Source organism: Parabacteroides sp. MSK.9.14 (assembly GCF_019041495.1).
GTDB classification, from domain to species: Bacteria; Bacteroidota; Bacteroidia; order Bacteroidales; family Tannerellaceae; genus Parabacteroides; species Parabacteroides merdae.
In genome coordinates this window covers 85,246-97,318 of sequence record NZ_JAHPXO010000014.1, presented here as the reverse complement: position 1 = coordinate 97,318, position 12,073 = coordinate 85,246, and the positions used below count along the sequence as shown (strand labels likewise).

The window sequence follows — 12,073 nt, the reverse complement described above, 5'->3', positions numbered from 1 at the left end:
ACGCTAACTTGAATAAAAGTATTATAGAGTGATAGAGGCCATACTTCTAGCTTTAAACTATAAGGTCATAGAGTTTTTGACCTAAGTCGAATACCTTTTCGACCTTAGTGAAAAAGGTTTTCGACCATAGGCAAAAAGGTATTTGACTTAGGCCGAAAATAAAAAAGGATATAGGACAAAACGTAAACATCTATATATTAGCACACAAAAGTTTTCCGCAATCTCCTTATTTATCACTTAAATATGACGCTTTGGGTAAAAGGACGAGGGGGAGGAACTATAATCAAGCTGGATCAAGACGAGACATTGGTAAAGATGCCTGCAATTTTTTCTTTCCCATCAAAATAAATAATCTGAATCCTTGCACAAATCCCGGAATCTGACGAATATTGTACTCCTTTTTGCAACATCTGGCAAGGATGTGCGATTATATAATAAAACGATAAGTTATTGTCATATGAAAAAGAGCATTATATACACAGGGACCGGCGACAAGGGAACCACTTCCTTAGTTGGCGGCGAACGGGTGTCGAAAGCGCACCAACGTATCGAAAGCTATGGTACGGTCGACGAACTGAACTCGTTTATCGGGTTGTTGATCACTTCGCTTGAAGAGAAAGCGGATCAGGACTTCCTGCTGTTTATCCAGCACAAGTTGTTTACGATCGGTTCCTATCTGGCAACCGATCAGGAAAACACGGAACTGAAAGTAGAAAGTAAGGTGATGCCGGAAACGATCACCCGTATCGAGCGGGAAATAGACCGCCTGGATAACGAACTGCCCAAGATGCGCAACTTTATTTTGCCGGGAGGAAGCCGCCCGGCCTCTTTGGCACATGTGTGCCGGACAGTCTGCCGGCGTGCCGAACGCCAGATCTACCGTTTGGCAGAGACAATTCCGGTTGAAGAACCTGTCCTGGTTTTTATAAACAGATTGTCTGATTATCTGTTTGTTCTGGCACGTAAGGAATGCATACGGAATAATGGCAAAGAAATTATCTGGGATTATACTTGCATCTAAAGAATATTGTTTTATTTTTGCGGAAAATTTGAGAACCTGACCGCCGTAAGGTGGTTATTAATACTTGACAGCTATGTATTGGACATTAGAGTTAGCTTCAAAACTGGAAGACGCACCCTGGCCTGCAACCAAGGATGAACTGATTGACTATGCACAACGTTCTGGTGCGCCACTGGAAGTGATTGAAAATTTGCAGGAAATGGAAGACGAAGGTGAGATTTATGAATGCATGGAAGATATCTGGCCCGACTATCCAAGTAAAGAAGACTTTTTCTTCAACGAAGAAGAATATTAATGTGCGATAAAAACGTACAGGCATGAAATAATAACGAGGTGGCAGGGCTATGTCCCGCCGCCTCGTTTGCTTTTTATACAATTTATTCGGATTTATTCCGTTTCTTGATATATGAACAAATATCTCCTGCTTATTATCCTTTTGGTAACCGGCCTCACGGGAGCGCGGGCGCAATACGACTCGCAGCTAAGCCAGTATTTTATGGCGCTGGGTTACTATAATCCGGCGTATGCGGGTGTTACGGGAGACTTGAACATGTTGGCGCTGTCTCGTTTGCAATATGTCGGGATCGACGGGGCGCCGACCTCCTTTTTCATCAATGCGGATATGCCACTGAAGATCGGGAAAACCAATCATGGCATCGGGATGGTCGTCTTTACCGAAGGAATCGGGCTTTTCGTCAATACACATGTCAATTTGCAGTATGCCTATAAACAAAAACTGTTTGGCGGTACGCTCAGTATCGGAATGCAGTTCGGAATGGTAAACCAGTCGTTTGACGGAGAAAAGGTCTTTTATCCGACCAGCCAGTTCCACCAACAGGAAGACCAGGCAATTCCAAAGACGCAGGTGAGCGGAATGGGCTTCGACTTGAACGCCGGGCTTTACTATCACCGCAAGAACCTCTATGCCGGTTTGGGCGTCACGCACTTGAACAAGACGGAGATCATATTGGACGAATATTCTTCCATGTATCTCGCCAGCACATATAATTTGATAGCCGGATACAATATTCAGTTTCGAAATCCGTTGTATGAATTACAGCCGTCTGTATTCCTGAAAACAGACATGCTGAGCTTCCAGGCGGACATAACCGCCCGGCTGTTTTATAATAAGATGTTTAACGGAGGTTTTTCCTGGCGTGTGAATGAGTCGCTGATCCTGTTGTTAGGAGCCAAGATCGGGAGTTTTCAGGTAGGATATGCGTATGATTTTCCGATCTCTACCATACCCATCTTGAAAGCCACGAGTGGAAGCCACGAGTTGGTAGTGAGCTACAAGTTGAAGTTGAAAAAATCGAAGTCAGGAAAGAATAGACATAAAAGTGTACGTATATTATAGTATATGAAAAAAGTATTGTTAGTACTTGCGGCAGTAGCCCTGTTTACCTCATGTGGCAAAACCCTTTCCGGTGGCGGGGGCGAAGTGACAGGGGTACGATCGGTGGCGTTTAACGAACCTGCCCCTTACGGGATGGTTCTGATCAAAAGAGGCTCATTCGAGATGGGACCCGCAGATAAGGATTCCTTGTGGGGGATCAATCCTGAAACGAAAGGCGTCTCTTTCGATGCTTTCTGGATGGACGAGACAGAGGTGACGAATGCCAAATACCGTCAGTTCGTGTATTGGGTGCGCGATTCCATTATCCGCGAACGTCTGGCCGACCCGGCTTATGGCGGCAATGACCTGTTTAAGATTACTGAAGATAAATATGGCGAACCGGTGACTCCGCATCTGGACTGGAGCCGCCCGATTCCTTGGAAACGTGCCAATGAAGACGAGATACGGGCAATCGAAAGTGTCTACACCGTAAATCCGGTGACCGGCGAAAAGACGTTGGATCCGAAACAGATGGTCTATCGCTACGAATGGTACGACTATACGTCAGCAGCCCTTCGCAAACACAACCTGGACCCGGCAGCCCGCGTGCGTAACACCGATATCCAGGTCGACCCTGACGAAGTGATCATGATATCCAAAGACACGGCCTACATCACCGAGGAAGGCGAGATCGTGAACGAAACCATCACACGACGGCTCAGCGGGCCGTGGGATTTCCTCCACACCCGTATCGTGAATATCTATCCGGACGAAAGTTGCTGGGTGAACGATTTCAACAATGCTTACAACGAACCTTATATGCGTATGTATTTCTCGCATCCGGGCTATGACGATTATCCTGTGGTAGGCGTTTCCTGGGAACAGGCGACAGCATTCTGCGTATGGCGCACCAACCTGTTCAAGGAATCTCTGAACTTCCCCAGCGGACAGGCTCTCGAACCGTTCCGCCTGCCGACCGAAGGCGAATGGGAATATGCGGCCCGTACAGGCAAGAACGAAAACAAATATCCGTGGGCAGGCGACGAGCTGGTGAGCGGAAAAGGTTGCTTCTTGGGCAACTTCAAACCGGGCAAAGGCAACTATACGGAAGACGGTCATCTGATCACTTCGCGTGTCGGCTCTTTCGCTCCGAACGAATTCGGCCTCTATGACATGGCCGGCAACGTGGCGGAATGGACATCGACTTCTTATTCCGAATCCGGACCGAGCCAGATGAGCGACATGAATCCGGATCTGCGCTACAATGCCGCGAAGGAAGACCCGTATGCCATGAAGAAGAAGGTCGTACGCGGCGGTTCCTGGAAAGACGTGGCACAGTTTATCCGTTCGGATATGCGCACCTTCGAATACCAGAACGAAACGCGTTCATACATCGGTTTCCGTTGCGCCCGTACACAAATCGGTTTTTCGAGAGCAAAAGGTAAAAAATAACGCAGGGGCGGAGTTCGCCCGCCCTCTCTAATTAACGAATATACATTATATCATGGGAAAATATAGAAGATATAAAAACAGAGTAGAAATGTACCTCGCCAGTGAAAAAGGCAAGCGGGTACTGAATTTCTGTTATAGCTGGGGAGCCTCCATCGTTATTATAGGCGCCTTGTTCAAGTTGTTACACTTGCCGTATGGTAACCAAATCCTGTTTGTGGCCATGACGGTAGAAGCATTGGTATTCTTTATCTCCGCTTTTGAAAAGCCATTCAACGAATATCACTGGGAAGAAGTGTTCCCGGTTTTGAAATCGAAGAACCCGCTCGACCGTCCGGATTTCGCCAACACGCCTATGTCCAATCTGGTCAATTCGCCTGAGAATACGACCGACGACGAGGTTGCTGGCGGATTGAATATCAACTTAGGCGGCAAGCAGACTACCGGACTGGGCAATCTCGGCCTGGATGTGAGCGAAGAAGATACGAAAAACCTTTCCGACAGTATCAAGAAACTGAGCGCCGCCGCCGAACAGATCTCCAAGATGGCGGAACTGACGGAAGCGACGCAGAAATATCTGGAACAGCTTTCGGGTATGTCCGAGAATATGGAACGTTTCAGCCAGGTGACGCATTCGCTGACCGACGTTTCCGACACACTTTTGAACTCGTATAAGAGCATTACGGATAATTCGGATGGCATCAACCAGAATTCCCGCGGTTACGTGCAGCAGATGGAAATGCTGAACCGCAACATCTCCGGCTTGAACACGATCTACGAAATACAGTTGAAGAGCATCAGCTCGCAGATCGAATCGATCGAACATATCAACAGTGGCTTGAGCCGCATTCGCGAAATGTATGACGGCTCCGTTGTCGACAGTTCCGTGTTCCGCAACGAAACGGAAAAGATGACGCGACAGTTGGCCGAATTGAACCAGGTATACAGCCGCCTGTTGCAGGCTATGACGGTCAATATGGGATACCAGCAACCGGCGCAGCCCGCACAACCTGTTTACCAGCAGCAACCGCAGCCGGCACAGCAGCAGAATTACCAGCAGGCCTATCAGCAACCGTACGGATATCAGCAGCAGGCTCCGTATACAAACAACCCAATGAAGTAATCGGATATGGCAGGAATAGCAAATAATCCCAATTCGCCCCGTCAGAAGATGATCAACCTGATGTATCTGGTGTTCATCGCCATGATGGCACTCAACGTGTCGTCGGAGGTACTCGACGGTTTCGAACTGGTGGAAGGCAGCTTGCGTACTTCTATCGATAATACCTCGACCCGTAATGAGATCGTTACAGAGGAACTGAAGGCTTATTATCAGACAAATCCCGAAAAAGTACGTGAATGGTACGAAAAGGGGACAAAGGTGAAGGAGGCTTCCGACAGCCTGTACAATTACGTGCAGGATCTAAAAGTGCGTATCGCGCAGATTGCCGATGGTAAGGATGCCGATGTCAATAATATCGATCATAAGGACGACCTCGAAGCGGCTTCCCGCGTGATGCTGTCTCCCGTTTCGGGCGAAGGCAAGAAATTGCGCCAGAGCATCGAAAAATACCGGACACTGATGGGCGAGATGGTGGAAGACTCGGCCAAGACGCGCATCATCGAAGCCAGCCTGTCGACAACGCCGCCTCACAAGGCCGGTATCAATACTCGCACTTGGGAAGAGGCTTTGTTCGAGAATATGCCGGTGGCGGCGGCTGTTACCTTGCTGACGAAATTGCAAAGCGATATCCGCTATGCCGAAGGTGAAGTGTTGTCCAACCTGCTGAGCAGCGTCGACATGCGCGACTATCGTGTGAACCAGATCACGGCACAGGTGATTCCGGAAAGCCAGATCGTCATGCGCGGCAGCCAGTACAAGGCCAATATCGTCTTATCGGCTGTCGACTCGACGAAACGTCCGACCGTCTATGTGAACGGCAAGGAATTGCCTTATGATGCAAACGGCATGTTTACGGCTGTAGCCGGTACTCCGGGCACTTATCCGGTCAAAGGATATATCGAAATGCCGGGTAGCGACGGCAGCGTGATGCGCCGCGAGTTCGAAAGCGAATACTTCGTGACGGAACCGAGTGCGACGGTAGCGCCGATGCTGATGAATGTGTTGTATGCCGGAATCGCCAACCCGATCCGTATCGCCGTGCCGGGTGTGCCCAGCGGCAACGTGACGGCAACGATGACGAACGGGACACTGGTCCGCAAAGGCGACCAATGGGAAGCCCGTCCGACAACGGTTGGAACAGACGCCATCATTTCCGTCCATGCTAAAATGGCGGATGGGCGCAGCGTCGAGATGGCGAAAACGACTTTCCGCGTACGTGCCCTGCCCGACCCGATGCCTTTTATCGAATATAAGGACCAGAACGGCAATATGCGCAAGTTCCGTGGCGGTCAGTTCTCCAAACGCAATTTGGTGGAAGCCGACGGCATCCAGGCGGCTATCGACGACGACCTGCTGAACGTGCCGTTCAAGGTGTTGAGTTTCGAGCTGACTTTCTACGATTCGATGGGCAACATCATTCCGGAAGTCACGCAAGGCAACCAGTTCTCGCAGCGTCAGAAAGATTATATCCGCCGTCTGGCAAGAGGCAAACGCTTCTACATCACGCATGTGAAAGTATTAGGTCCGGACAATAAGGAACGTATCATTCCGACCGTCGAAGTAATCGTCAATTAACATAACGTAGGGACGAGGTCTGCTCGTCCCGTAATGTATAAAGATATATGAAACGTTTATATTACATAGCAACCCTCGCCATCGCCCTGTTCGCCTCCCTCCCCATACAGGCACAGGAAGAGGCCGGCAATACACAGCAACAGCAGCAGAGACGTCGCGGTCCCGAAGCAAGCCGTGGCGCCCGTGAAGAAGAGAAGAAAGAGAACGGCATGCCCGAACTGACCGTCCGAGCACAGGATATGAACGAGCGAATGACGCAGCATATCGGTAACGCTCGCTGGATGCGTGTCATCTACCGCCAGATCGACCTTACGAAAGAACAGAATGCTCCTCTATATTATCCCACCCAACCGATGAACGGGCAGATGAACTTGTTCTCGATCATCTTCCAGCTGGTATGCGAAGGCAAGTTGTCCGCCTATGAATACCTGGACGGTTACGAGGATTTCAGCGACAACCGCAAGCTCGACTTGAAAGTCATGCTGGACCGTTGCCGTATCTTCTACGAAGAGACGCCAGGCAAAGACAACGAACCTGCCGGTTTCGTCGTGAACGAAAGCGATATTCCTTCCGGCGATGTCCGCTCCTATTACATAAAGGAAGCGTGGTATTTCGACCAGAACAACTCCGTATTCGATGTCAAGACATTGGCGATCTGTCCGATTCTGACAATCGTGGACGATATGGGACAGAACACCATGCCGATGTTCTGGATTCCTTATGAAAATTTGCGTCCCTATATCAATACCGCCTATATCATGACGTCCAACATCAACAACGCCATGACTTTCACGCTCGACGACTATTTCCGTCGCCGGATGTTCCAGGGCGATATCTTCAAGACGCAGAACCTGATGAACCAACCTCTGCAAGCCTACTGCCCGACACCCGATTCGATGAAACGCGAGCAGGAACGTATCGAGAACCAGCTGATTACTTTCGAAAAATCTCTCTATCTGCAACCGGACACAGCTCAGTTGGCAGCTGATACAAAAGGCAAGAAATCTAAAAACGCAACCGTTTCCGCCCGTGGCAGAAAGACGGAAGCCGCAAAAGAGAGCAAACAAAAAGAGGTCAAAATCAAAGCTCCAAAAGCCCAGAAAAGCGCTCCGGTCCGCAGCGTACGCCGTCGCCGGTAATTACCTCTACAATATCCAAAACATAAAAGAGGCGTAGATTAGTGATGACTTGAATGACATCTGCTAATCTACGCCTCTTTTATGTTTCGTCGAAGAGGATTACAACTTATGTATCACCTTCATCAACTGATCTCCCAAGCCGATTGTGTAGCCTTGTGAAACGAACACTACACGGTTGAAAGTGTCGGCAATAATGAAGATTGGCAGTGTGTTGGCGTTCTGCAACTTCATGGCTGCGGCGATCTCCTTCTGAATTGTTTTGTCGATATCTATGCCGTATGTGATGGTAGTTGGCAACTCTCCGAACTCCTTCGGATCGAAGTTCTGGAAGCCTTTTTCATCGGGGAACAACAAAACCATGCCGCGACCCCATTCTTCAAGGTCCTTCTTTACGGCAGCGATGTCACGCATGGCATGGTTGGTCGGCTCCTGGCGCGCTCCGAGGACAGCGACAACATAATAGCCGCGGCCGGTGGTAGCCAACAGACTCGTTTCCTCGCCGTTATCAGCCCGTTTGAATTTGTTTTCGGAGTTGAAGTTGCCGATGACTTGTACATCGTCCTGGCTCTCACGCATCTCCAGTTTGATATCACTCGTCTTGCCTGGTTCTACGTTGAAGAAAGACATTTCGGCCAGTACGCTACCGTTTGCCATACGTGTTCCGGTTACCAGCATATAATGGCCCTCATCCATAGAAAGCGGCTTTTTCAACAGAGCACTCCAAGTATCACCGCCCCCCATATCCACATCGCCCGATTCGAAGTTAAGTGTCTGCAACTTGCCGGTCGGCAACACTTTCGCAATCGTGAAATGACTGTAATATTTCGGGTCCTGCAATGCTTTGATCGGCTGGTAAGAAGCGACGACCTTACCTTGCTTGGCAACCGTCTGCTCGGCAGCTTCGAAGTCTACATCCACCCAGTTCAGACCTTTCGCATATTGCACTTTTCCTGCCACTGGTTCGATACGTGCCGGAATACCGATGCTACGACATACAGCGACGAAAAATATATCGCGGGAACCTTTATCGGCCACGCGCGATTTCCATACGCCCATCGGCATAATCGGAATGCGTTGCGGATTCAGGCTGTCATTGATACTGATATTATCCTTCACCCAGTCTACAATTAATTGCGGATCAGCTTTAGCCTTCTTCACTAATGCCGAATCGACGTTGGCGGCAAAGAACTTCCTGTACGGCGTCAGGAACTCGTTTGCCACACGCGGATTGAGGATATATTCGGTAAACAGGGAACTTTGCACAGCCTGGGCATTGTTCAGATGGTCTGCTAACACGGAGGCCGGCGTATCACGCAAGTCCTTGGCAGAGATAACATTCAGCAAATCCATCGCCATCGGACGTTTGTCGGCAGGCGCATCGCGAAGGAACTTCTCTATCTCACGCCAATTTCCCCGGCTGCCGATCATGAAATCGGCTGTTTTCAGCGGGTCGATACCTAATTCTTTGGCAAGTGCTTCCGCTTTCTCTTCCGTATAAAAAGTGCCCACATATTTATTACGGATCACATCCTCTTCGTGCAAACGCTTGGCGTTGGCCTCTTTCTGTTCGTCCGTCACGCAGGCGGCAATGGAACCGTCTACCGGAGGAATGACATCAAGCGTGACGGTTTCGATGTCACCCGGTTTCTTGTCGAGAGTGATTGTCACGTTATTGTCTTTTCCGAACGACACCTTGCTATATCCGAACTTGCCGTCCTTAGTCGCCCATACCAGCATATCACCTTTACCGGCAGAAAGGAATGCCTTCCCTTCAGCATCCGCCTTCTTATTGGCTACGGAATAGAACTCGGCATAGTTATATATTTTGAACTCGACATCGGCTCCGGCAGCCGGCTGGCCGTTTTCATCCACAATGGTGATCGTTGCTTTGGCCGTCGGGGCATAATTGTCGATCACGTTGATCTCGGTGTAACCGTCGGTTACGTCCATGACTTCTTCCGGTCCGTTGTATTTGCCGAATACTTTCGTGTGCATCAGCATACCACGGTAAGCCGGTCCGTTGAACCACCCCAAGTTAAGTACCGGTTCCGGTTCACAGGCTCCGAGGAAATACCATTTACCGTTTACCCAAGCTTCCACCCAAGCATGGTTGTCGTCGGTATGCGCCCAACGCGGCGTATAGACCTGACGGGCCGGTATGCCGACCGAACGAAGGGCGGCTACGGTAAACGTCGACTCTTCGCCACAACGCCCGTAAGCGGTCTTCACGGATGCCAAAGGCGAACTCGTCCGGGCATCCGACGGCGTATAGATCACTTTCTCGTGGCACCAATGGTTCACTTCCAGCACGGCGTCATACAAGGACAAGCCCTTCACCCGGTCTTTCAATTCTTCATAAAAGACCATGCGGCTCTCGTCCAGATTCTCGTTGTTGACCCGCACGGGAAGTACGAAATGGCGGAAGATGTCTTCCGGTATGCTGTCTCCCCAAGGCATTTCCACCCGTGCACGAAACGAACTGCGGATATTGTCGAGATACAGTTGCCCGTCATAATCCGTGATATCTCCGATCGGCATATAGGCATACAAGAAAGTAAGCGCCTCTTTTTCGTCGGACGTCATCTTTTGGTTAAAGACTGAAAAAAGGTTTCCGTCCGGCAGAGCGGCCTGCTTTGCCCGGAAGTCATTCTCCACTTCGGCGCGGAACGTATCGTCCGAAATGAAATGTTGCTGCCTATTGCACGAAGTTCCCGCGAGGAGAACGAACAATAGTAGGAATAGATTTGTTTTAATCATAGCGTTAATTTTATCAGCACAAATATAGTGAATATATTTATTAGTCAGTAGATAACCTTGTCTTTTAAGTGTTAAGCTGTTGTGCATATCGTTATTTTTTCTTTACTTTGAAGTGACAAAGTATAGAGTAAACCGTTATTATCAGCCTATGTTCCACGAATTACAAATCTTCGAGAATCCGGAAGCAATCCTGTTGGTTGCTTCGATTATCTTTTTCTTCAGTATTATTGCCGGTAAAGCCGGTTTCCGTTTCGGCCTTCCCGCCTTGCTTCTCTTTTTAGGTGTCGGAATGCTGTTCGGCAGCGACGGCTTAGGCATTCAGTTCAGCAATCCCAGTGCAGCACAGTTCATAGGCATGTTGGCGTTGAGTATCATCCTGTTTTCCGGTGGTATGGATACTAAAATGTCCGAGATCAAGCCGATAGCCACGGAAGGAGTTGTCCTTGCAACAGTGGGAGTATTGTTAACGACGCTTATAACGGGAGGTTTTATCTATTATGTGTTTTTGTGGTCTACAGGTTATGAAACGCTTACGGTAGCCGAATCTATGCTGATGGCGGCAGTGATGTCGTCTACAGACTCTGCTTCCGTCTTTTCCATCCTTAGGAGCAAAGGGGTTTATTTGAAACAACGCCTGCGTCCGACCCTCGAATTGGAGAGCGGTAGCAACGACCCGATGGCATATATGCTTACCTTGCTTATTATCGCTTATATACAGGTCGGAGGTATGAACTTGCAGGAAGCTGTCCTGCAATTGCTCGTCCAGCTATCCGTCGGTGCGATAGCCGGTTTCCTGTTAGGTAAGCTGGCCGTTCTGATGATCAACAAGATCAATATGGACAACGAGTCTTTATATCCGATCTTATTGTTAACAACTGCTTTCTTCACTTTCTCGGCGACTACTTTATGTAAAGGGAACGGCTATCTGGCCGTGTACATTGCCGGCCTGGTCGTGGGGAACGCTAAGATTGTGCATAAAAAGAGTATGGGAACTTTCTTCGACGGTTTTGCCTGGCTGTGGCAGATCGTCATGTTCCTCACGTTAGGTCTGTTGGTGAACCCGCACGAGTTGCTGCCAGTCGCTCCAGTAGGCCTTTTAGTGGGAGTATTTATGATACTGATAGCTCGTCCGGCAACGATTTTCCTGTGTTTGCTTCCATTTAAAAACTTTACAACAAAAGGAAAGCTATATATCTCGTGGGTGGGACTTCGTGGAGCAGTTCCGATAATCTTCGCAACTTATCCTTGGATTGCCGGAGTCGATCATGGAGGCATGATCTTTAATATCGTGTTTTTCATCACGATCCTTTCCCTATTGATACAAGGAACAACCGTAACACAGGCTGCCAAATGGCTCGGACTTGTCGACAAGCCGGAGCGAAAAGATGTGTTCGGTATCGAATTGCCGGAAGATATTAAGAGTGCCATGAGTGAAATAGACATCACTCCTGCTGTCCTTTCTCATGGAAACAAATTGATGCAACTCACCTTGCCCGACCACACCCTTGCCGTTATGGTGAAAAGAGACGGACATTATTTCATCCCGAAAGGCAACACGGAGCTGAAAGAAAACGACAAACTTTTGATGATTTCCGATAACGACGAGGCCTTGTTACAGGCATACGATTCGTTAGGGGTGAAAAACTATACGATGAAAAAGAACTGAAGGATTC

The 12,073-nt window shown here is 49.0% G+C and carries 9 protein-coding genes; 8 read left to right on the top strand and 1 reads right to left on the bottom strand.

Features of this window, described 5'->3' with window-relative positions:
• The first annotated feature begins 457 nt into the window (after positions 1–457).
• The 7 genes from KTG12_RS09460 to gldN all read left to right on the top strand — a co-directional run bounded on the left by KTG12_RS09460 (position 458) and on the right by gldN (position 7,643).
• Positions 458–1,021, top strand: coding sequence for a cob(I)yrinic acid a,c-diamide adenosyltransferase (locus tag KTG12_RS09460; protein ID WP_005633341.1), 564 nt, complete (start codon positions 458–460; stop codon positions 1,019–1,021).
• 73 nt (positions 1,022–1,094) lie between these two features.
• On the top strand, positions 1,095–1,316 hold the full coding sequence (locus KTG12_RS09455) for a DUF2795 domain-containing protein (protein ID WP_005633363.1): 222 nt from the start codon (positions 1,095–1,097) through the stop codon (positions 1,314–1,316).
• 111 nt (positions 1,317–1,427) lie between these two features.
• Positions 1,428–2,378 (top strand): type IX secretion system membrane protein PorP/SprF, encoded by a 951-nt coding sequence (locus KTG12_RS09450; RefSeq protein ID WP_155144024.1) that lies wholly within the window; start codon positions 1,428–1,430, stop codon positions 2,376–2,378.
• A 3-nt stretch (positions 2,379–2,381) separates the two neighbouring features.
• Positions 2,382–3,809, top strand: a complete 1,428-nt coding sequence (locus KTG12_RS09445) for an SUMF1/EgtB/PvdO family nonheme iron enzyme (protein WP_005633367.1) — start codon at positions 2,382–2,384, stop codon at positions 3,807–3,809.
• Positions 3,810–3,861: 52 nt separating this feature from the next.
• Positions 3,862–4,929 carry a gliding motility protein GldL gene (gene gldL, locus KTG12_RS09440; protein ID WP_227225915.1) on the top strand — a complete coding sequence of 356 codons (1,068 nt, stop codon included), beginning with the start codon at positions 3,862–3,864 and terminating at the stop codon, positions 4,927–4,929.
• Positions 4,930–4,935: 6 nt separating this feature from the next.
• Positions 4,936–6,504, top strand: coding sequence for a gliding motility protein GldM (gldM, locus tag KTG12_RS09435; RefSeq protein WP_022321531.1), 1,569 nt, complete (start codon positions 4,936–4,938; stop codon positions 6,502–6,504).
• Between the two features lie 47 nt (positions 6,505–6,551).
• Positions 6,552–7,643, top strand: coding sequence for a gliding motility protein GldN (gene gldN / locus KTG12_RS09430; RefSeq protein ID WP_005633373.1), 1,092 nt, complete (start codon positions 6,552–6,554; stop codon positions 7,641–7,643).
• A 99-nt stretch (positions 7,644–7,742) separates the two neighbouring features.
• Here the strand turns inward: gldN and KTG12_RS09425 are convergent, their stop codons facing one another.
• Positions 7,743–10,400, bottom strand: a complete 2,658-nt coding sequence (locus KTG12_RS09425) for a transglutaminase domain-containing protein (protein WP_173022993.1) — start codon at positions 10,398–10,400, stop codon at positions 7,743–7,745.
• 148 nt (positions 10,401–10,548) lie between these two features.
• On the opposite strand from KTG12_RS09425, the gene KTG12_RS09420 reads away from it, so the two are divergent.
• Complete coding sequence (locus tag KTG12_RS09420) at positions 10,549–12,066, top strand: potassium/proton antiporter (protein WP_005633377.1); 1,518 nt, start codon at positions 10,549–10,551, stop codon at positions 12,064–12,066.
• Positions 12,067–12,073 lie beyond the last annotated feature (7 nt).

Excerpts from the sequence above, each read along its gene's own strand:
- gldM (WP_022321531.1), top strand. The coding sequence starts at position 4,936 with ATGGCAGGAATAGCAAATAATCCCAATTCGCCCCGTCAGAAGATGATC.
- gldN (WP_005633373.1), top strand. The coding sequence starts at position 6,552 with ATGAAACGTTTATATTACATAGCAACCCTCGCCATCGCCCTGTTCGCC.
- KTG12_RS09455 (WP_005633363.1), top strand. The coding sequence starts at position 1,095 with ATGTATTGGACATTAGAGTTAGCTTCAAAACTGGAAGACGCACCCTGG.
- KTG12_RS09445 (WP_005633367.1), top strand. The coding sequence starts at position 2,382 with ATGAAAAAAGTATTGTTAGTACTTGCGGCAGTAGCCCTGTTTACCTCA.
- KTG12_RS09460 (WP_005633341.1), top strand. The coding sequence starts at position 458 with ATGAAAAAGAGCATTATATACACAGGGACCGGCGACAAGGGAACCACT.
- KTG12_RS09450 (WP_155144024.1), top strand. The coding sequence starts at position 1,428 with ATGAACAAATATCTCCTGCTTATTATCCTTTTGGTAACCGGCCTCACG.
- KTG12_RS09425 (WP_173022993.1), bottom strand. The coding sequence starts at position 10,400 with ATGATTAAAACAAATCTATTCCTACTATTGTTCGTTCTCCTCGCGGGA.
- gldL (WP_227225915.1), top strand. The coding sequence starts at position 3,862 with ATGGGAAAATATAGAAGATATAAAAACAGAGTAGAAATGTACCTCGCC.
- KTG12_RS09420 (WP_005633377.1), top strand. The coding sequence starts at position 10,549 with ATGTTCCACGAATTACAAATCTTCGAGAATCCGGAAGCAATCCTGTTG.